The sequence below is a fragment of the Desulfobulbus oralis genome (assembly GCF_002952055.1).
In the GTDB taxonomy this organism is placed as follows: domain Bacteria; phylum Desulfobacterota; class Desulfobulbia; order Desulfobulbales; family Desulfobulbaceae; genus Desulfobulbus; species Desulfobulbus oralis.
In genome coordinates this window covers 2,488,124-2,510,175 of sequence record NZ_CP021255.1, presented here as the reverse complement: position 1 = coordinate 2,510,175, position 22,052 = coordinate 2,488,124, and the positions used below count along the sequence as shown (strand labels likewise).

22 protein-coding genes, 1 tRNA gene and 1 pseudogene are annotated in these 22,052 nt (G+C 62.1%); 14 read left to right on the top strand and 10 right to left on the bottom strand.

Translation table 11 applies throughout. The annotated features are described in order from the left end of the window. Positions 1–29 precede the first annotated feature (29 nt). The 3 genes and pseudogenes from CAY53_RS11245 to CAY53_RS14160 all read right to left on the bottom strand — a co-directional run. On the bottom strand, positions 30–863 hold the full coding sequence (locus CAY53_RS11245; protein WP_104937174.1) for a hypothetical protein: 834 nt from the start codon (positions 861–863) through the stop codon (positions 30–32). Between the two features lie 65 nt (positions 864–928). Next, positions 929–2,290: a transposase gene (locus CAY53_RS11240; protein ID WP_219842669.1), complete on the bottom strand. Its 1,362-nt coding sequence runs from the start codon at positions 2,288–2,290 to the stop codon at positions 929–931. A gap of 165 nt (positions 2,291–2,455) precedes the next feature. Then, positions 2,456–2,620 (bottom strand): annotated as a pseudogene (locus tag CAY53_RS14160) (IS481 family transposase); the annotation flags it as partial. 278 nt (positions 2,621–2,898) lie between these two features. On the opposite strand from CAY53_RS14160, the gene CAY53_RS11230 reads away from it, so the two are divergent. Then, positions 2,899–3,147 carry a hypothetical protein gene (locus CAY53_RS11230; protein ID WP_104937172.1) on the top strand — a complete coding sequence of 83 codons (249 nt, stop codon included), beginning with the start codon at positions 2,899–2,901 and terminating at the stop codon, positions 3,145–3,147. Between the two features lie 201 nt (positions 3,148–3,348). After that, a complete protein-coding gene (locus CAY53_RS12790; protein ID WP_146106512.1) occupies positions 3,349–3,570 on the top strand; it encodes a hypothetical protein in 222 nt (73 codons plus the stop codon). A 369-nt stretch (positions 3,571–3,939) separates the two neighbouring features. Here CAY53_RS12790 and CAY53_RS13830 read toward each other — a convergent pair whose 3' ends face one another. The 6 genes from CAY53_RS13830 to CAY53_RS11195 all read right to left on the bottom strand — a co-directional run bounded on the left by CAY53_RS13830 (position 3,940) and on the right by CAY53_RS11195 (position 8,354). Next, on the bottom strand, positions 3,940–4,074 hold the full coding sequence (locus CAY53_RS13830) for a hypothetical protein (RefSeq protein WP_281261028.1): 135 nt from the start codon (positions 4,072–4,074) through the stop codon (positions 3,940–3,942). Between the two features lie 324 nt (positions 4,075–4,398). Further along, entirely contained in the window at positions 4,399–5,682 is a 1,284-nt protein-coding gene (locus tag CAY53_RS11215) for a TMEM43 family protein (protein ID WP_104937169.1), read from the bottom strand. A gap of 99 nt (positions 5,683–5,781) precedes the next feature. Further along, positions 5,782–6,228 (bottom strand): lysozyme inhibitor LprI family protein, encoded by a 447-nt coding sequence (locus CAY53_RS11210; protein ID WP_181040291.1) that lies wholly within the window; start codon positions 6,226–6,228, stop codon positions 5,782–5,784. Between the two features lie 86 nt (positions 6,229–6,314). After that, complete coding sequence (locus tag CAY53_RS11205) at positions 6,315–7,058, bottom strand: DUF5991 domain-containing protein (RefSeq protein ID WP_104937167.1); 744 nt, start codon at positions 7,056–7,058, stop codon at positions 6,315–6,317. Between the two features lie 67 nt (positions 7,059–7,125). Beyond that, a complete protein-coding gene (locus CAY53_RS11200; RefSeq protein WP_146106510.1) occupies positions 7,126–7,719 on the bottom strand; it encodes a M949_RS01915 family surface polysaccharide biosynthesis protein in 594 nt (197 codons plus the stop codon). Positions 7,720–7,730: 11 nt separating this feature from the next. Next, positions 7,731–8,354, bottom strand: coding sequence for a M949_RS01915 family surface polysaccharide biosynthesis protein (locus CAY53_RS11195; protein WP_104937165.1), 624 nt, complete (start codon positions 8,352–8,354; stop codon positions 7,731–7,733). A gap of 166 nt (positions 8,355–8,520) precedes the next feature. On the opposite strand from CAY53_RS11195, the gene CAY53_RS13825 reads away from it, so the two are divergent. The 5 genes from CAY53_RS13825 (at position 8,521) to CAY53_RS13050 (ending at position 10,649) form a co-directional block, all read left to right on the top strand. Beyond that, positions 8,521–8,652, top strand: a complete 132-nt coding sequence (locus CAY53_RS13825; RefSeq protein WP_273111040.1) for a hypothetical protein — start codon at positions 8,521–8,523, stop codon at positions 8,650–8,652. 3 nt (positions 8,653–8,655) lie between these two features. Continuing rightward, positions 8,656–8,967, top strand: a complete 312-nt coding sequence (locus CAY53_RS11185; protein WP_104937163.1) for a hypothetical protein — start codon at positions 8,656–8,658, stop codon at positions 8,965–8,967. A gap of 199 nt (positions 8,968–9,166) precedes the next feature. Beyond that, a complete protein-coding gene (locus CAY53_RS11180) occupies positions 9,167–9,946 on the top strand; it encodes a hypothetical protein (RefSeq protein WP_146106509.1) in 780 nt (259 codons plus the stop codon). A 236-nt stretch (positions 9,947–10,182) separates the two neighbouring features. Next, complete coding sequence (locus tag CAY53_RS11175; RefSeq protein ID WP_146106508.1) at positions 10,183–10,443, top strand: hypothetical protein; 261 nt, start codon at positions 10,183–10,185, stop codon at positions 10,441–10,443. A gap of 47 nt (positions 10,444–10,490) precedes the next feature. Further along, positions 10,491–10,649 carry a hypothetical protein gene (locus CAY53_RS13050; RefSeq protein ID WP_181040289.1) on the top strand — a complete coding sequence of 53 codons (159 nt, stop codon included), beginning with the start codon at positions 10,491–10,493 and terminating at the stop codon, positions 10,647–10,649. Positions 10,650–11,260: 611 nt separating this feature from the next. On the opposite strand, the gene CAY53_RS11170 is transcribed toward CAY53_RS13050, so the two are convergent. After that, positions 11,261–11,337: transfer RNA gene (locus CAY53_RS11170), tRNA-Arg, on the bottom strand. A 368-nt stretch (positions 11,338–11,705) separates the two neighbouring features. Between CAY53_RS11170 and polA the strand changes: the two genes are divergently transcribed. The 7 genes from polA to CAY53_RS11135 all read left to right on the top strand — a co-directional run bounded on the left by polA (position 11,706) and on the right by CAY53_RS11135 (position 21,952). After that, positions 11,706–14,384: a DNA polymerase I gene (gene polA, locus CAY53_RS11165; protein ID WP_104937160.1), complete on the top strand. Its 2,679-nt coding sequence runs from the start codon at positions 11,706–11,708 to the stop codon at positions 14,382–14,384. Positions 14,385–14,629: 245 nt separating this feature from the next. After that, entirely contained in the window at positions 14,630–16,075 is a 1,446-nt protein-coding gene (locus tag CAY53_RS11160; RefSeq protein WP_104937159.1) for a DUF4139 domain-containing protein, read from the top strand. Between the two features lie 215 nt (positions 16,076–16,290). Next, a complete protein-coding gene (locus tag CAY53_RS11155) occupies positions 16,291–17,913 on the top strand; it encodes a hypothetical protein (RefSeq protein WP_245874816.1) in 1,623 nt (540 codons plus the stop codon). Further along, positions 17,910–19,169: a tryptophan synthase subunit beta gene (trpB, locus tag CAY53_RS11150; RefSeq protein ID WP_104937157.1), complete on the top strand. Its 1,260-nt coding sequence runs from the start codon at positions 17,910–17,912 to the stop codon at positions 19,167–19,169. The genes CAY53_RS11155 and trpB overlap by 4 nt, the downstream gene beginning before the upstream one ends. After that, positions 19,166–19,942 (top strand): tryptophan synthase subunit alpha, encoded by a 777-nt coding sequence (gene trpA / locus CAY53_RS11145; protein ID WP_104937156.1) that lies wholly within the window; start codon positions 19,166–19,168, stop codon positions 19,940–19,942. Before trpB ends, trpA begins: the two co-directional genes overlap by 4 nt. Positions 19,943–19,955: 13 nt before the next feature. Then, a complete protein-coding gene (locus tag CAY53_RS11140) occupies positions 19,956–20,939 on the top strand; it encodes an ADP-ribosylglycohydrolase family protein (protein WP_181040288.1) in 984 nt (327 codons plus the stop codon). Positions 20,940–21,007: 68 nt separating this feature from the next. Continuing rightward, positions 21,008–21,952, top strand: coding sequence for an ADP-ribosylglycohydrolase family protein (locus CAY53_RS11135; protein ID WP_104937154.1), 945 nt, complete (start codon positions 21,008–21,010; stop codon positions 21,950–21,952). Positions 21,953–22,052 lie beyond the last annotated feature (100 nt).

The window sequence follows — 22,052 nt, the reverse complement described above, 5'->3', positions numbered from 1 at the left end:
GGAAAAAGCCAGGGTCGCTTGGGTCTCTTTCAGCATATTAAAAATTGCCGGGTATAGGGCGTGTTGGCCTGCACGATTTTATCCTGCCACTCGGCGGAAATGGTGTGTTGCGGGGCAACGATCTGGCTCAGCGCCGCCTGCCCCACAGCCTCCCGCTCGGCCTTGTGGTCCAGCGCCATAGAGCTGTGCCTGCCCAAATCCCGCGCCGCGCTGCTGGGTAAGCAGTAGCGCGACAGTTGTTGTGCCGTGCGGTCGATCTCCTGCGCCGTGCCAACGGCGCATATGCCCCAGACAGGCAGATCCTTCAGGAGAGCCACCCGGCCAACAGGGCTCTGCACCTTGACCTTGGATATGGTGGAAATCAGGGACAGAAACTGCTGCGGCAGATTTTCGAGACCCGTCTCATGCTTCTTGCCCGCCTCGTTGTACCACTGCATCAGTTGCCGGTAGCGGTACAGGTGATAGAAAAAGTGCTTTTCGTGCAGCGCCCGGGCCAGACGCTCCGGCTTTTTGAGCACGCCCTGGTACAGATCTATGTACAGGCCAAGGCCCGGCACGCCGCTGGCATTGGAAATATTCGCTTCCTTGGCCCAGCGGGTGGCATTGCAAGCCTGATCGATGTTGATGTAGGCGGCCCTGATCTTGGCATGGGCAATCAGGGTATCCTCGTTCCCGCGGATTTTTTGCTGCAATTCCTTCTGCAATGTGGCCTGACACTGGTCCACAAACTGGGAAAATGGCATCTGCTTGACAGGCTGCTCCAGGTCTTTGGCCGCGTCTGCCTGCCGCAAGGCAATATCATCCGCGTCCTCGCTGAAGTCAAAGCCCTCGGCATGGGACAGCGCAGGAGCGAGAGCAGGCACAGCACCCGTTGAAGAAAGGTTGATTTTCCGAAGGTGTCGCAAAGAGGTCATCGTACCTACGCCTGTCAGTTGTGCCATCTCGAAATGACCATCATGACACAATCTGGAGTATCAGCCGCATTCGGCAGCTCAAAGACCAATATGAGCAGGTTCAGGTTGCCGATTCGGGCAAAAAGCAGTGCCGCAGGGGCATCGGCCCAGCCCCTGGGGCTGCCAAAACCAAACAGGGCCCGCAGCAGGATCCCCAAATTGAACCCGGCAACATGAATAATGTAGCGCTTCTCCACATTGGCCAATCCGCGAAGATGCACCCGCCGCATGCCGCCCCGGTCAAGACAGTGGGCAAAGCTGCGCTCCACCCGCTCGCCCCGCGCCCGCATCAGCGCCTTGCCCTTTTCGGATTTCAGCCGGCCACGGTTCCCGTACACCGCATCCCGGGCATCCATGTCGCCTTTCCAGCGCAATCGCCCCTTGTGCGCCGGTTCACTGATCCGGCTTGTGCAGGCATCCGGCAAATCCTTCAGCACGTTCCGGCTGTGATAGCCCTTGTCCGCCACCAGAGCAAAGGGCTCGTCAATGCCGGGCGCTCCTTCCTTGTCCCTGACCGCGCACAGCTTGGCCTGGGCGTCGTCAAGTGTGGTGGCAAGCGTTGTGGTATCACCCCGATCCGCAGGGTGTATCACCGCAGAAACAATGGCCCCGGATTCCAGATCAACCACATGCTCGGGCTTGTACGCCATGTGGGTGCGGCCATCCTTGAGTTTGGCTATGCGCGCATCCTCATCGGTGCTCGATTGCCAATCCTTGTTGGAGGTCTTTCTGCCCTGGCGCTTGCGGTCAAAGGCGATCAATTCCGCCCTGGTCGGCGTCCTGATGCCGCTCTCTTCGGCCAGGCGTTCCAGCATTTCCTGATACGTCTCGCCCGTATCCCGACGGACAATGCTTTTCATGGCCGCGTTCGCCTCCATGGTCGAAGCGTCGATGCCCAGATATTTCCCGTTCAGCAGCTTGGCTTGCTCCAAAATCCGCAGCACAAAGACAAACATTTCGTGATGCACTTCCAGCGGCAGGCGCCCCCGGATGCGGCACAGGGAGGAGTGATCAGGCACGGATTCGGTGGGGCCGAGCCCGAGGAATTCGCGCAGAGAAAGGGAGTCGGCACAGCGCCAACAGATGCCGCGCTCGGAATCGATGCCCTCGAAGTAGCCGATCAAAAGCATGCGGAAATAACGGCCAGGCGGGATGGACCTGCGGCCGAGCTTTTCGGCGTAGAAGGGTGCACAGAGCTTTTCGAGGAAGGCGTCAAATGCTTTCTGGTGCAGGAGCTTCTGCAGCCGCTCGTAAAAGACATGCCCCTGACTTTGGGGCAGCTGATCATAGATCAGCCACATGCTCTTCTGCTCTGCCTGCTTCCGGCCAAGACTCATGACGCCTCCTCAACATAATTTGATCGCCTGTGCATTATTATGCCTTGCCTGAAGACTTTTTCAACGGGCTGCTAAGAGCAGGTGAAGGCATGAATTCTTCCTTTGTAAAGATGTAAGGTGTAAGAAATGCAAGAGTTATTTACAAACTCCTGAGAGAAGAAGTGTAACAGCAGCGTAAAGCTCCTGGTTAAAGCTGTCGATGGCCACATACATATACTCGCGAGGCCCGATTTTGTCTTGTCCTTTCAACAGGGGAAGACGCCTGCAGTCCATGTGTATCAGCCGGCCGGGGTACTTGTTGTTGCAGCGTTTGGCCTCCTGCTTCAGCTTGCACTTACAATTGAATACAACAGGAGTGGCTGAGAGAAGATAAAAAGCCCATAGACGGCAGTTATTATTCTCCATAATGAATTTTGCGAGCACAATCAGCGAAGGAGACTGAGCCCCATGGGCAATAACCGTCTTACAGCAAGCGAACGAGAAACTGTACTGTGTGTGGATGTTCATTTCGGGCAGCTCCTTCACGGGCGTTTTTCTCCTGCAGGCTGGCCCGGTTTGCCAACTTTAGCCTACACACGACATAACCTGTCCCATTGGAGGTATCCGTCATGCGTATTCTTTTTGACCGGGAAAGCGTCTGCCAGGCAGACGACGCCCACGACCACCGCTGTCTGCTGGACGTGCCCGACAGTGCCCTGGTGTCGGAATTATTGCGCCTTTTGCCGAAAAAGGTGGATTTGGCTGCAAACCGGAATACGGTGCAGATTATCACGAATACCAGTGCCCCCAAGCGGCAAAGCCTGGGCCTGATCATGCGACCACGAGGGCGAGTACGCCGTGGAGCTGATCCGTCCTGATGCCCGCTTGGACAGCATCCAGTGCGAGAGCGTCTTTTTCCGCGGCAAGGGGTATGGTGCATTCACGCGCCATAGCTTTTCGTACTGGATTATCGTGGGCGGACTCGTCATCCGGGCGGACGGCAATCCGGCTCTGGCCCGGGGCGCGGCTCAGGACCGCTTGCTGGCCACAGGCAATTTTACGGCATCGGGTATCGGGAAATGGATGATGGCCCCCGTTTTTTCGTCTGGATCGGCAATCCGAACGCCCTCGGCCATCCGGACAGGTATCGGAGCCTTGTCGAACTCACGGCCCACGAATACGAAGTTCTGCAAAAAGTCCATCCCCCGGAGCCGATCCTGGCGGACGACTATCAGTTCGCCAACTTTCGCCGCCGTTTCTTTGAGGGCAGAGCGCTCCTGTTGGAGCCCTGGACAATGTGAATGGACACGCTCTTTGCCCAGGCCACCCAGGGGCTCGCGCCCAATCCGGCAAAATGGGCACGAGATAAAAAAACGCCCCGAGCCTTGCGGCCCGGGGCAAGTCCACGGCCAGCGCTCCGGTCTGGCCCGCTCCTTCCGGTTCTTCAGCACCAGGCGGCCCGGCGTGACCGTGACCGGCGTGTGTGTTTTCACGTATTCGCTCAAAAGATCCGTGTCAATGGGGTCCGTGCCCTCAATCGCCTTGCCCTGGCTCAGCACCGCATTGTCATCGCCGCCCTCGGCCAGATACTCCGACAGAACAACGAGGTAGCGTTTCTCCGGGTGCAGAACTGCCCGAGCCTTGCCTTTTTCGTCCCCTCGATTTTCTTCTCAACACAAGAAATTTCTCCGGTAGTCGGTCAGGTCGCTGCCGTATTTCCCGTACAGCTCCCGAACGTCATGTCTGCCATCGGCAAGGGTTCGCAGTTCCGCATCGGTCATGCCGATGAACAGCACAAAGTCCACATGGCCGTCCGGCCTATCCAGGCCCGCATCAAGGCGGTACGGCCACAAGCGTCCACGGCGTGCGCATTTGCGCCTGCGCTTAAAAGCTGTTGGATGCAGTCCGCGCTGGGATGCAGGGCAGCACAGGGGCCGATGGCCGCGATGGTCACCTGGCCGGGATTGGCGCGCACGGTGTCAATGATGCAGTGGACCGCGTGCTGGTCCACCAGCGCAAAGGCCGGTTTTGTGCCGTACCCCTTTTCTTACGCGGCCTACCTGCTTTCCGGTTTTCCGGGCCAAAGGAGCCGACCCCCCCTGTCGTGGCCGCGCCCAGTGTTCCAGCATTCACGCCGCAGGCTGGGCCGGTGGCGCGGGAGGCGGCACCGCACCCTTGCCCTTGCCGCGCAGCATGAGCAGGCTCACCAGTACCAGCGCGATGGCCAGCATAATGCCGCCAATCATGGGCCGGAAACGCAACCAGGCCAGGGAGAGCACCAGAAGCGACCAGGCGCCGCCCAACAGCGAACTCACCAGGCCCGCGCCCGCGCCCACGATTCTGCCCAAAATCGGGACCACGCTCGCCAGCACCGAAAGCGGGGCAAACAGCACCTTGAGGCCGGCGATGACCAGGCCCGCACCCGCAAAGCGCAGAACCCAGCTCAGCATGGAGTTGCTGGTGTGCTTGGCCTCGTACATTTCGTCCATGCTCTTCACGCCCATGCTCAAGCCGCTCACCGTCTTGCCGTTCTTGCTCTTGAAGGGCTGGAAGGTGTTGCCGTTCACCTGGGCCAGAACGCTGATCTGCTTGGCGGGCTGCACATAGGTGAAGGTTACACGCACGTCCCCGATCTGGGGCGCGTTCGGGGCTGCGCCCACATAGACTACGTTGCCCTGCTCGTGCACCATATCGGTAGCGCCGTAGCCATATCCGCCCTGGGCTGCGCTCCACATACCGCCACCCTGTTGCCGCGCCGCCGCGGCGTGCTGGTTTCTGATCTGCTGGTTCAGGCCGTTCTTCTGCTCCTGGGTCAACTGCACGTTGAGGGGCTGTGCACCGCTGATGCTGCTGATGAGAAAATCCGGGAGCCTGTACGCACCAAAGGTGACGTTGGTTGCCTTGAAGGTCTCGTTTTGCACCGTGAGGGCCGTGGTGTTGACATGGGCCGTTCTTGCCTGGGGATCCTTGAAGTTCTGGGAATTCACGGGCTCGGCCTGCCACGCCTGCTCATAGGTGTAGGTGGTGACCGTTTCCTCGCCGCCGCCCAGCTTTTGGCGCTTCTGGGTGCTGGACCTCTCGGTCCACTGGTAGAATTCCACCTTGCGTTTCAGTTGCATGCCCTGCACGCTCACCCCAAAGATGCTGTCAATCAGCAGGTCCTGGGTGACGGCGTTGCCCACCGCGTGCACCAGCTTGCCGTCGGCCGCAGGATCGACCTGATCCACGCTGGCCAGCTCCATGGAAAGGCCCTGGGCCTCGTTCAGCGCATTCCGGGTGGCCACGAAGTTGCCCTCGTTCCACCACAGGAGCCCGGAACCGACGATGAAGAGCACGATGCCCAGGCCCATGCCGGAAAATGACGAGCCCAGACGCTGGAAATAGCCGGTTGTTGTGGTTTCTGTGTACGCCATACCTGTTTCCTTCAAAAATGGAAAAAATGTGTAACCGCCAGCGGATACGCGTTCGCGTGGGCATGGCGGCCCGCCCTGCCGCACAATGGCGCGTCTGCCTTATTGGGCTTCTGCGTTGTGCATAGCATTGCCCAGAAATTCCGCCTGCCTTCTGGTCTCTGCCACCAGGAAGCGGGCTGCCAGCGGACTGGACAGGGTGCCGCCGCCGTTGCGGTAATAGACCACGGTCTTCATGGCATCCCGGTAGGTGATCCAGGCGCGTTGCCCCCTGACCAGCGCCTCGCGACACCTGGCCCTGTCCGCCTCCTCGGCGTAGCCGCACAGGGCCTTGAGCGCCTTGTAGTTCTCGTTCAGCTTCCTGTCCCAATAGGCCAGGGCAGCGGCGTTGCACTCCTGCAATGCGGCGGTTTCGCTTCCAGCTTTTGCCGTGCAGGCATCATAGCCAGGAGCCAGCTCGTCCGCGAACAGCGCGGGCGCAGACAGGAAGAGGGCAGCAAGCGCAAGGCCTGCGCAGAAAATGGTTCGCGCTGGATGGCGTTCCTTCATGGTTTCCTTTTGCCAGCGCTTGTGGTGCAAACGGGGTGCACGCGGGGCCGACTGGTCCTGTCCGCGCACCCAAAACCAGAGCACTCTCACCGGGCAGGCGCAAAAAACCTGCCGCTTTCGTCCGTGCCAGCGGGCCGCATCCCGGCCCATTCGGTCGTGAGCTCGCCGCCTTCCCTTTTCAGGGTGAAGAGCCTTTCGGTGGGTTTGTGGCCGTTGTTCACATCCACCCGATAGACTGCCACCCGATCCCTGTCCCCTTGGAAGGTGGCCAGAAAGTCATCGCCCGCCGCATCCATCCAGGCACCGGGGCGGCAGGCATCCCGCCGCAGGGTCAGGGCGTATTGCCTGCCCGCCTTGTCCGTCCACTGGTAGCGGCCCAGCCAGCCGGAAATCCAGTCCTTTTTCAGAGGGGTCGCCAGCGCGAAGCCTGTCTGCATGGTCGGAAAGCCGTCCGCGTCGTCCGCCTGACTCCACATGGGTTCCCAGCATTTTTTCATGCTCCCGCCCGGGTCCGCACAGATCTGGACAAGGGGCATGGTTTCCGGGATGCCGGTCTTGAACTCGTAGCTTTCGCCCATCTTCAGGCTCTTCCGCTGCACTTCCTTGAATGCCGGGCCATTGGTGCTGCGCGCGAAGTCAATCGTGCCTTCGGTCAGCGTCAGGCTCCGCTCGGCCTGGAGGCTCATGGTGAGCTTGTAGTCGCCCGCGTCCTCGCACTGGGTGAGGAGCATCAGCGGCGCCGTAGCCGCGAGGCCGGGCGCGGCCAGGGCCAGGGGAAGCAGCGCGGCCACGGTCGCGGTGCAGGCAAGCAAAAACCTGTTCTTCTGCATGGTGTTGCTCCTCTCCGGGGATTGGTGAAAGGCCCGTCAGGCTATTGCTGCCCCTGCAAACTGGCTTTCAGGGCGCGTTGCCAAAGCAGATCGCCGAATTTGCGGATTTGCGGCTTGGCCTTCTGAAAGGCCGCGTCCGCCCTGTATTCGCCTTCGCCCGGCTCGCCGGTGTAGCCCGCATGCTGGGCAAAAGGTTCCTGCCGCGCAGGGCGTGCTTCTTTTGGCCCTCGTACATGATGATTTTCATGGTGGACGGGCTCACATCGCCCGCGCAGCGGATGAGATAGGGCACCCAGATTTCGGATTGGCCGTTGTCGTCCAGGTCGGTGATGGCAATCTCGTCTTGCAGAAATTCGGCGGTCACGCTCGTCTCGCAGTCGTGAACATAGTCATGAATCTGCCACGCCTGGCTGGCCGCATCCCCTTGCAGGCGGTAGCGGTAGGCGCGGATGTCCTTGCTCCACAGGCTGGAGCCTTCCTGCTCCCGGATCTTTTCCCGCTCGGTCAGTACCACCGCATTCTCGCCGCTTTTGTCCTGAAAACGCAGTTCCTTCACGATGTCGCCCTCAAGACCGGGGTATTCGGCAGCCGTGGCGGGCAGGGCAAATGTGCAGAGGGCGCAGGCCAGAACTGCGTTCCTGCATAGCTTGCACGCTTTCATGCTGGCCTCCATTACATAGTATTGTAGTCCAATTGGGATTCTGCCTTCAGCATTTTCTGCCACAACTCGTCCGCGTAGCGCCGGAAGGACTGGGGCGCTTTTTTGAAGGCCGCGTCCGCCTGGTACCTGCCGCTGTCCGGCACCTCGGGATGATGGGCCTCGCCCCGGACAGCGTGTTTCTGGCCGCCTTCGTACATGATGATCTTCATGCCGGGCGGGGTGATGTCGCTCTGGCAGGCCCCGTAATAGGGCAGCCAGACCTCGGAGATGCCGTCCCGATCCAGGTCGGTCACCGCCGCCAGATCCGGGAAAAAGCCCAGGCGCAGTTGAAAGGGGCAGCCGTGGATAAAATCATAGACCCGCCAGGCCTGCTTCTGTTGTCCATCCTTTTCCACAAAGCATTCGGCAAAGAGCTCCCGGCTGTGTTCCGCCCGGTTCGCGTCGCTCTCCGGCCTGTCCTCGGGACGGGCGAATTCCCCGGTGAGCCGCAATACCACGGAATTTTGGCCGTTCTGGTCCGTAAATTCCAGGGTTTTCACGATTTCGCCTTTTGCCCCCGGGGCTGCGGGCGCCACGCTCGGCAGGGCACAGCAAGCGCCCAAGGCAAAGGTCAGAAAAAGCATTTTTTTCTGCATGGTGTTTCTCCTGAAGCAGGGCAATGCGAATGGGCCAAAACCCGGTCCAGGGGCAAGTCGCAATCTGGCATCTGGCAGACCTGGATCTTTTGTAAGATCTTGGGTGCTCTGTCTTAAATTATTGCTCGGGTTCACGCAATGGGCCCGGGCGAATAATCCGCAGGTCATGCCCAGGATCGAGGCCATGATCGCAAACGGCGACGCGTCGCAGGGCGAGTTGCTGGGCGCTTGCGTCGAAGGCCTGACCACACTCTGGTATCATTACCCCTTCTTTGACAGCTTTGACTCCAGGGCCTAGCAGATGACCCTGGCCTATCTCAAAAAGACGCCGCGCTCCGGCAATCTCCCGACCTGGATGGTCATCGGCAATCTTATGAAAGAGCCCAAAGCCGAGTGGAAAACGCTGGCCAGGGAATTCAAGGAAAAAGACCTGGTGGCCGCGTTGGCTGAAATTGCCAAGGACCCGCAGGCCAACGGCCGGGCCCGAGATTATGCACTGGAAGCGATCGCCAGCCATGGCGGCAAGGCGGGCCTGCAGGCCCTAGCCCCGGCGCTCAAGGACGACGCCGACATGACCCGGAAGCTTGAAAAGGCCATGCAGAAGGCCAAGTAAGGACGCACGTGCCTGAACGCCCGAACACAAACGCCGCCCCCGGTTCGTTCGGAGAGCGGCGTTTTGGTACTCGCTTTCCAGCCAATGCACAAACCCGGCCCGATTTTTTTGCCCCTTGTGACGTGCAGGCGGTACTATGCCCAAATCCCAGACCACCCGCGACGGTGGGCGGCAGCCTCTCTTCACCTTGGAGCTTTGTATGCGTGCCTTTTTTCTTTTGCCAAGCTCTCTGTTTTGTAGTTTTACCCTGCTGGCCCTGGTGGCAGCGCCCGTGCCTTCCGCTGCGGGCGTGCTGGAACGTGCCCAGGCGGAGCAGATTCTCCAGGACACCCACAGTGCCATGAACTACACGGGCGTGGCCGTGGAGGCGGATTTTCGGAAGCCGGAAAATATCGTGGCCGCCGCGCTTTGGGGTGCCTACGATGCCAAGGCCGGGCTGCAGTTTGCCCGGGAGCAGCGCAGGGAAAAGGGGCTGCCGCCCGGGCCGGATATCATCCTGGGGGTGAACGGCAAAAAGCTGGGACCAGAAGCGGTGCAAAGTCCGGACGAAGCTCCGGCACGTTTTCAGGGCCTGCCTCAGGCGCAGCTTTTCGATGAGCCGCCCAATAAAGGGAGCGGGAGCCGTACGCCCTACAACGTCTTTGTGAGCCGCGAGGCTGCGGAACTGGCCGCCCTGCGCTACACCGGGCACACCTTGCCCGCAGATGCTGTGCCCAGGGGCATCCTGGCCGCAGGCGTTTTGGCGCGGGAAGAGGGCTACTTCTTCGTGGTGGACGGCATCGGCGACAACGGCAGGGAGGCGGTTTTGGACAGCATCACGCCCAAGGGCGAGGGCTATGTGCTTTCCGGCACCTTGCGGGACTATTTTGGCGACGAGGGCGGAGGCAGCAAAAAAACCAGCTTTACGCTGGAGCTCGCGCCCGGCGATGCGCCCGGCACCTGGAAACGGCTTTCCTGGACGGAGACGGACAGCAAGTAGTTGCGGGAGGGCGGAAGAAACAGGCTGCGGAACCTACCAGGCAGGAAACCCTGTCGGGCGCGGGGAGACCTGCGCAGTTTTCCTGCTGGAATGCGTTCGCCTTTTATGGGGATTTTCTGTTCATCGCCCAACTTCGGCAAGGCTCTTCGTGCGCAACCTGCCCGGACGCACGCAATGCGGCCCCCGGTTGGCGGGGGCCTTGTTCACAATCCGGACGCTTTTTTATGGAGGAAACCATGAAACCATTGATGATGCTGGCTCTTCTGTGTCTGTGTGCGCTCTGCTTCGGGGCTTCGGCCCAGGCCGGGCCAACGAAGACGTACTACACGGTGTACTGCGCGAACGGCAAGATTGAGGTGGACATGCGCGATCCCGAGCAGATGAAGTCGGCCCGGGGCAGCAACACCTTTCCCCTGCGGCAGTTTGAATACCGAGGCGATGCCGAAAACTTTGCCAAAAGCGTGAAGCCGAACGAGGCGACTGTCTGCAAAAAATAACCGCGCTGCCTTTGGGGCACGGGCAAGCAGCGAGAGGCAATACGCAGATGAGCACCGATTTTCAGATCTTCCCCGCTGTGGAAACGGCGCTCTCCTGCGCGGAGCTTCTCGCTGCCATGCACCCGCTCTTCCGCGCAGAGGTGCGCGAGTGTATGCCAAGACGGGGCGTGCAGATCTCCTTTGCGCCACAGGTCTTGCAATCATGATCCAGCACATGCGGGAACAAGAGCAAACCGCGGCGAATACCTGAGCAAGGATGCAACACGCTCCACATTTCTGCGCATGGATGGCGGGGGAGCATGGGATACATTCCCGCAGAGATGCCTTGAGCTTGACCGGGAACGCTGGGAAGAGGCAAGAAGAAACTGCAAAAGAGAAAGAGGGGTCTAGGCGCATGACTCGGGCACGCCTACGCCTGGAACGTCAAATGGCCCAGCGGCCAGCCGGGCCTGTGCCTGCCTGTTGCTGGCTGCTGCGCCCTGGCGCTCGCGTTTCTGGGCCCGGTCTGGGCTCTGAGAAAATGCCTCGCTGCAGCTGAAGCGACGGCGTGGCATAGCCACCCGGTACGCGAAGCATACGACTTCATTTCTCGCAGCCGTTCATATCAGCTGCCCTGTTTTATGGCTCCAGTCTCGTGACTACACGGTCTAGAGCGAGACAGTGTGAATAAATTTTGCGGAAAAATTGGGCAACGCAGCGAAGAAGAGCCGTGCCGGGGAAGGTAACAGAGAAGGAGCAAGGTGCGTCCGCATAAGCAGGTTGACTGTGGACAAAAAAGGACAAGGGTTAGGCAAATCACCTAACCCCTTGATTTTACTGGCGCGTCAGGAGGGATTCGAACCCCCGACCCACGGCTTAGAAGGCCGTTGCTCTCTCCAGCTGAGCTACTGACGCTTCGCTGCTATGGTGTACTGTCCATATAATGACAAGTTGCGCGATAGTAGCGCTATTTTGGCAGGGCGTCAAGTGCTGCCCACCCGGTGCATGCAACTTGCAGGTGCAGCAGTGCGGGCAAGGTTAAACACTTCGGCGGGCGTCTGGTCGGTTAGCCAGTTGCGAGGCCGCCCTGTTCTCGTTGCTGCCGCGCTGCCAGGACGAATGCGGCCTGCACAGGAAGGTGCGTGAGAGCTGCCCGCTCCAGCTTCCTGAACCCGGCCGGTTTTTGCTGGCCCCTCCCTCCTCGTATCTTTTATCTTGCCCATCAGCCGCAAGCGGGTACATTTGTCGCAAAGTCATTCTGAAATTTCGTCTGCAACAGCATCATGCCCATACTCTATCTGATCGACGGCAGCGCCTACATCCACCGCGCCTATCACGCCGTGGCCCCGCTCTCCACCAGCGTCGGCCAGCCGGTGAACGCGGTGTACGGCTTCACCACCATTCTGAGGCGGCTTATCCGCGAGCGCGAGCCGCAGTACATGGCCGTTGCCTTTGACACCAGGGGGCCGGTGTTCCGGCATGACCTCTACGCGGACTACAAGGCCAATCGGCCGCCTATGCCGGAAGACCTGGCAGCGCAGATAGAGGCCATTCACGAGACTGTGCGCGCCTTTGGCATCCTGAGCCTCATGGCTGGAGACCAGGAGGCGGATGATTTGATCGCCTCGGCAAGCGCCTGCATGAGCGGGCAGGGCGTGGAGATTGTGGTGGTCTCCGGCGACAAGGACCTGGCGCAACTGGTTTCGGCCAGGGTGCAGATGTGGGACCCGATGAAAAATCTGGTGCTGGACGAGGCCGGGGTGGCGGCAAAATACGGGGTCGGCCCGGGCCACCTGCTGGACTACCTGGCGCTGACCGGCGACACCGCCGACAATGTGCCGGGCGTGCCGGGCATCGGCCCCAAAACCGCGGCCAGATTCATCGCCGAATACGGGACCCTGGAGGTCCTCTACGCCGCTGCACCGGGCTTGAGGCAGAGCAGGGCGGTGACCTCGCTTTTGGAGCACAGGGAACAGGCCTTCCTCTCCCGCGATCTCGTGCGGCTGAACACCAGGGCGGAGGTGCCGCGGGAACTGGCCGCCTACGCCTGGCCCGGCCCGGACACGGAGGCCCTGCGTGCCCTCTGGACCAGACTGGAGTTTCAGACCCTGCTGAAGGAGCTGCCCGGGCAGCGGCAGACGATGGACAAATCCGGCTTCCGGCTGGTGACAGACGGGGCGGAGCTGAGGGCGCTCGTGCAGCGGCTCATGCCCGAGCCGGTTCTGGCGGTGGACACCGAAACCACGGGGCTGGATCCGCGCCGCGACACCTTGGTTGGCGTCTCCCTGGCGCTGGATGAAAAAAACGCGTGGTATCTGCCCTGTGGCCATAAGGATCCCTCTGGCGCCCGCCTGCCGGGCCAGCTCGAGCCGGACGCGCTGGCAGCCGCTCTGGCGCCCCTCCTGGCGAATCCGCAAAGCCTGAAGGTCGGTCACAATCTGAAATTCGATCTGGCCATGCTGGCTGCCCCGCAGAACGGGGGCATCGCGCTTTCCGGCCCGCTCTACGACACCATGATCGGCGCCTGGCTGCTGAACCCGGAGCGTCGCAGCCTGAAACTGGACGAGGTGGCGGGAGAACTGGGCCTTGCCATGACCAGCTTTGCTGAGGTGACAGACGGCGACAAGGCAGCCGATGCCTTCTGCCGCGTCAGTCTGGAGGCGGCCCGGGATTACAGTTGCGAGGATGCGGCTGTGGCTTTGGCGCTCTATCACGCGCAGCAGCCGCAACTGGAGGCTGCCGGACTCACGGCCCAGATGCGCGAGGTGGAGGCTCCCTTCATTTTGGTTCTGGCCGCCATGGAGCGGGCCGGAGTGGCCGTGGACGCGGCGCTGCTGACCCGGCTGGGTGCAGAATTCGGCCAGCGGATGGCGGAGATTGAAGCGCAGATTTACACGGCCGCAGGCGCTCCCTTCAACGTCGCCTCGCCCAAACAGCTTGGCGAGGTCCTTTTTGAAAAACTGGCTCTGCCCCATGGCCGCAAGACCAAAACCGGCTGGTCTACGGACGTGAAGGTGCTGGAAAAGCTGGCGCTTGAGCACGAGCTCCCGGCACTGGTGCTGGCCCACCGGAACCTCGCCAAGCTGAAAAACACCTATGTGGACCGCCTTCTCGAACTGCGTGAAGCGGACACGGGCCGTGTGCACAGTTCCTTCAACCAGTGCGGCACCGCCACGGGCCGCCTCAGTTCCGCCAATCCGAATCTGCAGAACCTGCCCATCCGCACGCTGGAGGGCCGCCGCATCCGGGCCGCCTTTGTCGCCCCCCCGGGTGCGGTGCTGCTCTCCGCCGACTATTCGCAGATCGACCTGCGCGTCCTGGCTCATTACAGTCAGGATGCGGAGCTGCTGGCCGCCTTCCGTTCCGGTGCGGACATCCACCGGGAGACCGCGGCCGAGATCTTTGGCGTCATGCCGGAGCTGGTGACAGGCGAGATGCGGCGGGTGGCGAAAAGCATCAATTTCGGCATTGTCTATGGCATGTCCAGCTTTGGTCTGGCCCGGCAGCTCGAAGTGGGACGCCGGGAGGCGCAGGGTTTTATCGACCGCTATTTTACGCACTTCCCTGGCATCAGGGCCTTTATGGAGCGCGTGATCGCAGAAGCCCATGCGCAGGGTTTTGTGAGCACCCTTGCCGGACGCCGCCGCTATCTGCCCGACCTGCAGAGCAAAAACCGCGCGGTGCGGGAATTTGCCGAGCGCACGGCCATCAATACCCCCATTCAGGGCACTGCGGCGGATATTATAAAAATCGCCATGCTCCGCCTGCAGGCACGGCTTGCGGCAGAGAAGCTGGCGAGCCGCATGGTGCTGCAAATTCACGACGAGCTGGTGCTGGAAATGCCCGAGGCCGAGCTGGAGACCCTTGCCGTCCTGACCCGCGAGACCATGGAGCAGGCCATGGCGCTGGCCGTGCCGCTTGTGGTCAATATCAGCAGCGGGCCGAGTCTGGACAGGGACTGAAGACTTGAGAGCACAGAGCCTTTCCGGCTGCGCCAGCTTTTTCCCGCCGGATTTCCGGAGAGGGGACGCCTTGTCTTTTCCGGATAGGGGCTCCCCTGTGCCGAGCATAGGCAGATGCAGTGTTTGCAACCGGGGCTGGGTCTTCCAGTCCGTCATAGCCGCCGGTAGCAGTGTTTTTTTTGCCAGGCCGTGCCAGGTACGGCCCGGCGCATTCAAACGGCAATCAACCACAACAGGAGATGAATATGAAACAGTACCGCCGTATACTTTCCGCCGCCCTGGTTCTGCTGGCCCCCCCGGCGCTGGCCGGTGCGGACACCGTGCAGCAGCCTGCCGAAATCGTTTCCACCGCAAATGACCAGAGCGCCATCAGCCTGACCATTTACAACAACAATCTGGCGCTCATCAAGGACAGGCGCAAAATTGCCCTGCCCGCAGGCCAGAGCCAGCTCGCCCTGCGCGAGGTGAGCGCCCGGATGTGGCCGGAAACGGTCCTGCTTTCCGGCGGGCCGGAGGTTATCGAGCAGAATTTTGAATACGACCTGCTCTCTCCCGAGTCGCTGCTCGAGAAGTACGTGGGCCGTGAGGTGGGGGTCATCAGAAGCAATCCCGCAAACGGCACGGATCTGCCCCAGCAGCAGGCCAAGGTGCTGAGCGCCGAGGGCGGAGCGGTGCTGCAGATGGACGGCCATATCGAGGCCGGCATTCCCGGACGGCTGGTCTATCCGGACCTGCCGGCCAATCTGCGCGACCGGCCCACCCTGACCATGCTGGTGCAGAACGAAGCGCAGGGCCCCAGGGAGATGGAGCTTTCCTACCTGAGCCAGGGCCTTTCCTGGCAGGCCGACTATGTTGCCGAACTCTCGGCCGATGAAAAGCGGCTGGACTTGAGCGGCTGGGTCACCCTGACCAATGAAAGCGGGGCCAGCTACCGCAACGCCCGTCTGCAGTTGGTGGCCGGTCAGGTGCACCAGGTGCCGCGCCGGGAGCTCGTGCAGGCGGATGCCGAAAATGCGCCGATGCCCCTGGCAGCTGCCAAGCCGGCCATGGCGGAGGAAAGCATGTTCGAGTATCACCTCTACAGCCTGGACCGGCCGACCACGGTGCTGGAAAGGCAGAAGAAGCAGGTCGCGCTCCTGCAGGCGGCCGGCGTGCAGGCCAGCAAGGAGCTGATTCTGCGCGGCAGCGAACACTATTACAAAAGCGAGAGGGGCGGTCTGGAGGAAAAAGTCGACGTGGCGGTCGAGCTGGAAATCAAAAACGAGAAGGCGGGCGGTCTGGGTTTGCCCATTCCGGCCGGCACGGTGCGGGTGTACAAGAAGGACAGCAAGGGCTTTCTGCAGTTCGTGGGTGAAGACAGCATCGACCACACGCCGGAAAAGGCGGCCATGCGGCTGCACCTGGGTACGGCCTTCGATGTGAGCGCCTCCAGAACCCAGACCTCCTTCAGAAAGCTGGGCGACAGCACCAAGCGCAACAACGCATACGAGAGCGGTTATGAGCTGAAGCTGAAGAACGCCAAAGACCGGCCGGTGCAGGTCAAGGTGCAGGAGTCCATCCCCGGCGACTGGAAGATGAGCGCTGAATCGGCGAAATCCACCAAAGTCTCGGCTCACGTTGCCCAGTGGCTGGTCGATGTGCCGGCCGGGGGGGAAAGCGTGCTGCGCTATACGGTCAGGGTGCAGATGTAGCGGGGCGGGCGACATACAGGCGCCCCCGGGAGACTGCCCGGCTGGCGATACAAAGAGAGCAGGCGGTTGCCCGGGATCTGGCCGCAGCACCGGCTCTGTTGCCGGGTTTGCAAAAAAATCCTGTCTTTCGTGCAGTCCGCAGTCTTTCTGTTCCTATGAAGGCGAGCCTTCTGCTATAATGGCGGCTCTTTCTTTTCGCCATCTCGAGGCCAATCATGCTGACAAGCTGCGTGCATCCGGACGGCCGTTTTCGAGTGGGCCGGCATCAACCCGAATATCTGGTCCGCAACCTGCGGGAACGCTCCTATCCGCTGGTGTTGGGCGAACTGCCGGATGGCACGGTTCTGGACAATCGTGCCAATTTCCCGCAGGGCGACCTGAGCGGTCGGGCCGGCTATCCGGTCTATGAGATCAGAAACGCCTTGCCCTTCCGCGGCGCCACCTATATCGACGCAGCCTGGGCCGCATCCCGCGCCGTGGACCCCGCCGGCATTGCCATGCAGCCGGGTCCGGCCTGTTCGCTGAAGGCGCATCTGGCGACAAAGGGCCTGGACGCGGGGGCGCAAAGAAGCCTGATTGCCGCCCTGCCGCTGCCGCTGCGCTATGCCCTGGCCGAAACCTCGACCGACGCGGAAGAGCTGGTGTGGCTGGCGGAGAGCACGGCCAGTTTCCTGCACGCCCCGGATGGCAGCCCCACGGGCCTGGTCTATGAGGGCGAGCCCGGTCGCTGCCGGCCGAAAATGACCAATGCCGATCTCTTCGAGACCATTGCCAACAATCCGGCCCTGCCGGATGCGTACAAGATCGTGATGGCGCTTCGGCCCGGGGTCCAGGGCAACAGCCCGATCACCGCGGACGAGCGCTATGGCGCAGGGGGCCAGTCCGGTGAAATTTTTGAATATCTGCGCACCAATTCCTACATTCCGGGCGGCCACTATGCGGCCAATTTCGCCCATAGCTCCCGGCGCTACGCGATCTCCGAACTGAGTCTGGCCGATATGCAGGGGCTCAGGCATCTCTACTATCAGCGCGGCTATCTGCTGCTGGCGGGTCTCCTGGGCCTCGCCGTGCCGGAGGGCAGGCGCGCGCTTTCCGCCGAAGAACTGGAAAGTCTGCGTCTTGCGCTGCTGGCGGAAGCGAAGCGCCGCGGCGCAGACTGCCCGCATCCGGCCACGCTCTGGGGCTGGAATTTCGGCTACGACTTTTCACCCACCGGCTACCGGCTCCACGCCTCGCACCAGATGATCCACCAGCAGTACGCGCTGGTGCCGGAGACCGTGGCCGGCACCCGGGGCGAGCCTCTGCCCGCCTTTGCCTGCGGCGATATGGTGGCGGATTGCGCCGCTGCCTACCGGGCCGAACACGGCAGTGATTTTTTTGCCGATTATCTCAGGTGCATCCGTGCCAATACCCGCACCGACGGGGCGACGGGGCAGCCGGCCTCGCTGGTGGTTCATGAAGACGAAAACGTGCTGCTGTTTGTGCCCAAGGCCCAGACATCCCAGTGGGAACTGAATCTGATGCTCATCGCCGACACAGCAGAGGGCCCGGTGGGCAATATTTTCGAGGCAGGGCCCGCGGTGCGGGCCTCCATTGACCGGGCCATGCTCATTGCCCAGCAGGTGCTGGCCGGAATGCATGCGCGCATGGTCACCACCATCGAATACGGCAAGCGGCTGGGGCTGCACAACGGCCAGCCCCTGCTCTACGCCTTTTTGCCCAAACTGCCCTGGGCCATGGGTGGCTTTACCGAGGCGCAGACGCGCTATGTGTCCGGGCACTATCCCGAAGACTTTGCTGCGGCCTGCCGGCTGCATCTTGCGGAGAGCAGACGATGAGAAAAGGATACTATGGCCAATGGGGCGGCGCTTTTATTCCGGAAGTGCTGCAGGCCGCCTTTGCCGATCTGAACAGGGCCTATGAGGCGGCCCGGGCCGATGCGGGCTTCTGGCAGGAATACGTGGATCTGATGGGCAACTATTCCTGCCGGCCCACGCCGCTCACCCATGCGGAAAATCTGAGCCGCCATTTTGGCGGCGCCCAGATCTACATCAAGCGCGAAGACCTGAATCACACCGGCGCGCACAAGGCCAACAACGTGATGGGGCAGGGGCTTCTGGTCCGGCGCATGGGCAAGACCCGGGTGATCGCGGAGACCGGGGCGGGCCAGCACGGCGTGGCGACGGCCACCATGGCCGCGCGCTTTGGCTTCGAATGCACGATTTACATGGGCGCGGAAGATGTGGCCCGGCAGCGCTCCAACGTGTTCTGGATGGAAAAGCTGGGCGCCACCGTGGCGTCGGTCACGGACGGCTCGCGCACCCTGAAGGACGCCATGAACGAGGCCTTTCGCGACTGGGTCGCCTCCATGGACGGCACCCACTACGTTATCGGCACGGTCTGCGGGCCGCATCCCTTTCCGGAGATGGTGGCCTGGTTCCAGTCCATCATCGGCAAGGAGGCCAGACGCCAGATTCTGGCGCAGCACGGCAAGGTGCCGGCGCGGGTCTATGCCTGCGTGGGCGGCGGTTCCAACGCCATGGGGCTGTTTCAGGGCTTTTTGAACGATGGCCCGGACAAGGTCGAACTGGTCGGCGTGGAAGCCGGCGGCCTGGGCATAGCGAGCGGTCGGCACGCCGCACGTCTGGCCGAGGGCAGCGGCGCCAGGCCTGGTGTGGCCCAGGGCTACAGGAGCATGTTCTTGCAGGATGCGGACGGCCAGATGAAGGACACCCATTCCATTGCCGCCGGCCTCGACTACGTGGGCGTGTCGCCCATGCTGGCGAATCTGGCGGAAACGGGCCGGGTGCGTTTTGTTTCGGCCACCGACGCCGAGGTGCTGGCAGCCCTGGCGCTCACCATGCGGCTCGAGGGCCTGATTCCGGCCATGGAATCGGCCCACGCCTTTGCGCAGGCCTTCAAGGAAGCGCCGAGCCTGCCGCAGGACGAGGCCATCATCATCAACATGTCGGGCCGCGGGGACAAGGATATTTTCACCATTGCCCAGGCCTTCCGCGATCCTTCATGGCAGCGCTTCATCGTGGCCAAGGGCGAGGAGTACAAACAGGCGCTGCATCAGGAGGCGGGCGAATGAACGAACTGGAACGCGATTTGAAGGAGCGGCTGCGCCACAAGCCGATTCTCCTGATGACCCACCTGATGCTGGGCTATCCGTCCTTTGCGGTGAACCGCGAGCTTGTCGGCCAGATGGCTGCGGGCGGCGTGGACTGCATCGAGCTGCAGATTCCCTTTTCCGAACCCATTGCCGACGGCCCGGCGATTCTGCAGGCTGGCCGGAAGAGCCTGGAGGCAGGCACCAGGGTGGCCGACTGTCTGGATTTCGGCCGGGAAATGGCGGCCGCATACCCCGCGGTGCATTTTTTTTTCATGACCTATTACAATATCCTCTTTCAGTACGGTGAGCGGCCCTTTCTGGAAAGATGCCGGGACATCGGCTGCTGCGGTGCCATTGTGCCGGATTTGCCGCCGGAAGAGGGCGCCAGCTACATTGCCTCGAGCCGCGAGCTCGGCCTCTCGCCAGTGTCCTTTTTTGCGCCCACCTCGACGGATGCGCGTCTGGCGGCCAACGGCCGGCAAGGCGAAGGTTTCGTGTACTGCGTGGCCCGCCGCGGCGTGACCGGCAGACACACCGAAATCGATGCGGACATCGCCGCATATCTGGCCCGCTGTCGCAAGGCGACCAGCCTGCCGCTGGCCGTGGGTTTCGGCATCAGCTCCCGGGACGATGTGCAGAGCCTCAGGGGCAAGGCGGACATGGCGATTGTGGGCACTGCCGCCATCGAGCTGGTGGACCGGGAAGGCCCGGCTGCCCTGGGCCCCTATATCCGGGGCCTCCTCGAGGATTGAGGAGCGGGAAGGCATGGAGGCGGACAGTCCGGAAAATGGCGCATGCGCTCATCCGGCCCTGAGCGGGCCGGTACTGGGCGACATTGCCGGTTCCACCCATGAAGGCCGTTATGACAAGGTCATTCCGGAGCAACTGATCGGCCCGCACAGCCATTTCACCGATGACACGGTGCTCACCTGCGCGGTTGCCGCCGGACTGCAGGAGAGCCTCTTTCGTCTTGACCGGGCCGCCTTGTCCTGCAGGCCGGAAATGCAGGCCCAGGTGGTGGCTGATCTTGCCCGCGCCATCAAAAGCTATGCGCGGCGCTATCCGCAGGCCGGCTATGGCAGCCGTTTCAGAAGCTGGGTGGAAAGCGACACGTTGGCGGGCTACCACAGCTACGGCAACGGTGCGGCCATGCGCTGTGCCTTTGCGGGCTGGTATGCCAAAACCCTTGCCGAAGCGCAGCTTTTTGGCACACTCACGGCCCGACCGACCCACAACCACCCGGACGCGGAAGAGGCGGCGGCCGTGGTGGCGGCCTGCATCTTCATTTTGCAAAGCGGCGGCGCCAAGAAGGACCTGCTGGCATTTGCGCGTACCCATTACGACCTGAGCTTCACCCTGGACGCGCTTCGGCCGGTGCACGCCTGCAACATCACCGGCAAGGGCACGGTGATGGTCGCCCTGGTCTGTTTTCTGGAAAGCAGCAGCTTTGCCCATGCCCTGGGCCTGGCGATTTCCATGGGCGGCGATTGCGATACCCTGGCCGCAGTTACCGGGTCGCTTGCGGAGGCCTACTATGCCATCCCGGGGGATCTCTTGGCAGCCGGGCTCTCCAGGCTGGACGACGCGCTGCTGGCAGACCTGCGTTCCGCCACCCATGTGCTCAGGGCGCATGGACTCTGGCGCCCCGGGACTCGTGAAAGCGCCGAGCCGCTCCGGTGCCGCTGCACCTGGCAGGAGCCTGGCGCCGGTGCGAACAATTCGCTTGACCCCCGCACCAGCCGGGCATAGACAAAAGATGAGGATAGGATACGGGCGGCCGGCTGGCCGCCTTTCATTCATGTACCAGGGGAGAAATTATGGACCACTTTTCCTGCGCACCGGTACCGGAATCCGGGGTTGAACGCGCCCACCTGGCCCTGAGCGGCACGGCTCTGGGCGACATTGCCGGTTCCACGCACGAAGGCAAGTTTGAGAAGGCGATTCCAAAGGAGTTGATTGGCGCCTACAGTCATTACACCGATGAGACCGTGCTGTCCTGCGCCGTTGCCGAGGGTATGCGGGCCGGGGTGGAGAAGGTGGGCCGGGCAGGACTGGCCGCATCGCAGCAGAACCAGAGCCTGGTCAAAAAGGAACTGGCCCTGGCGCTCAGGAACTATGCCCGGCAGTATCCTTATGCCGGCTACGGCAAGCGCTTCTGGGACTGGGCCAGCTCCGATTCCCTGGAGGCCTACAACAGCTATGGCAACGGCGCGGCCATGCGGGCGGCCTTCCCCGGCTGGTATGCCACCACCATGGCAGAGGCCCAGCTTCTGGGCCAGCTCTCCGCCGCGGCCACCCACGACAACCCGGTGGCCATCGAGGCGACCGGGGTGGTGGCCGGCTGCATCTATCTCCTGAAGACCGGCGGGAGCAAGCGGGATGTGCTGAAATTCGCGCAGAAGCACTATGATCTGAGTTTCACCCTGGATGCGCTTCGCCCCATGCACGGGCTCCATGCCACCTGCCCCGGCTCGGTGATGGTGGCGATTGTGAGCTTTCTGGAGAGCACGAGCTTCAGGCACGCGCTTGGCCTGGCGATTTCCATGGGCGGTGACTGCGACACCCAGGCCGCGATCACCGGCGCGATTGCCGAGGCCTATTACACTGTGGAACCCGAACTGCTGGTGGCCGGACTCGCCAGGCTGGATAACAGGCTTCTGGATGCCATGACCGCCGCCACCTGCATCCTGGAGGCGGAAGGCCTCTGGCATCCCGGCACGCACGAAAGCGCCGAGCCCCTCACATGCCGCTGCAGGTGGTGAGCCGGCACCCGGCGGGACACAAGGGCGGGCCAATGGGTTCGCCCTTTTTTGCAGCCGCGTTGGCCCTGCCTTTTCATGTTTCTTGACCTTTTTTCCGCAA

What these genes read in the sequence shown, in the direction of transcription:
- CAY53_RS11240 (WP_219842669.1), bottom strand. Translation starts at nt 2,290, where the DNA reads ATGAGTCTTGGCCGGAAGCAGGCAGAGCAGAAGAGCATGTGGCTGATC.
- CAY53_RS11230 (WP_104937172.1), top strand. Translation starts at nt 2,899, where the DNA reads ATGCGTATTCTTTTTGACCGGGAAAGCGTCTGCCAGGCAGACGACGCC.
- CAY53_RS12790 (WP_146106512.1), top strand. Translation starts at nt 3,349, where the DNA reads ATGGATGATGGCCCCCGTTTTTTCGTCTGGATCGGCAATCCGAACGCC.
- CAY53_RS11215 (WP_104937169.1), bottom strand. Translation starts at nt 5,682, where the DNA reads ATGGCGTACACAGAAACCACAACAACCGGCTATTTCCAGCGTCTGGGC.
- CAY53_RS11210 (WP_181040291.1), bottom strand. Translation starts at nt 6,228, where the DNA reads ATGAAGGAACGCCATCCAGCGCGAACCATTTTCTGCGCAGGCCTTGCG.
- CAY53_RS11205 (WP_104937167.1), bottom strand. Translation starts at nt 7,058, where the DNA reads ATGCAGAAGAACAGGTTTTTGCTTGCCTGCACCGCGACCGTGGCCGCG.
- CAY53_RS11200 (WP_146106510.1), bottom strand. Translation starts at nt 7,719, where the DNA reads ATGAAAGCGTGCAAGCTATGCAGGAACGCAGTTCTGGCCTGCGCCCTC.
- CAY53_RS11195 (WP_104937165.1), bottom strand. Translation starts at nt 8,354, where the DNA reads ATGCAGAAAAAAATGCTTTTTCTGACCTTTGCCTTGGGCGCTTGCTGT.
- CAY53_RS13825 (WP_273111040.1), top strand. Translation starts at nt 8,521, where the DNA reads ATGCCCAGGATCGAGGCCATGATCGCAAACGGCGACGCGTCGCAGGGC.
- CAY53_RS11185 (WP_104937163.1), top strand. Translation starts at nt 8,656, where the DNA reads ATGACCCTGGCCTATCTCAAAAAGACGCCGCGCTCCGGCAATCTCCCG.
- CAY53_RS11180 (WP_146106509.1), top strand. Translation starts at nt 9,167, where the DNA reads ATGCGTGCCTTTTTTCTTTTGCCAAGCTCTCTGTTTTGTAGTTTTACC.
- CAY53_RS11175 (WP_146106508.1), top strand. Translation starts at nt 10,183, where the DNA reads ATGAAACCATTGATGATGCTGGCTCTTCTGTGTCTGTGTGCGCTCTGC.
- CAY53_RS13050 (WP_181040289.1), top strand. Translation starts at nt 10,491, where the DNA reads ATGAGCACCGATTTTCAGATCTTCCCCGCTGTGGAAACGGCGCTCTCC.
- polA (WP_104937160.1), top strand. Translation starts at nt 11,706, where the DNA reads ATGCCCATACTCTATCTGATCGACGGCAGCGCCTACATCCACCGCGCC.
- CAY53_RS11160 (WP_104937159.1), top strand. Translation starts at nt 14,630, where the DNA reads ATGAAACAGTACCGCCGTATACTTTCCGCCGCCCTGGTTCTGCTGGCC.
- CAY53_RS11155 (WP_245874816.1), top strand. Translation starts at nt 16,291, where the DNA reads ATGCTGACAAGCTGCGTGCATCCGGACGGCCGTTTTCGAGTGGGCCGG.
- trpB (WP_104937157.1), top strand. Translation starts at nt 17,910, where the DNA reads ATGAGAAAAGGATACTATGGCCAATGGGGCGGCGCTTTTATTCCGGAA.
- trpA (WP_104937156.1), top strand. Translation starts at nt 19,166, where the DNA reads ATGAACGAACTGGAACGCGATTTGAAGGAGCGGCTGCGCCACAAGCCG.
- CAY53_RS11140 (WP_181040288.1), top strand. Translation starts at nt 19,956, where the DNA reads ATGGAGGCGGACAGTCCGGAAAATGGCGCATGCGCTCATCCGGCCCTG.
- CAY53_RS11135 (WP_104937154.1), top strand. Translation starts at nt 21,008, where the DNA reads ATGGACCACTTTTCCTGCGCACCGGTACCGGAATCCGGGGTTGAACGC.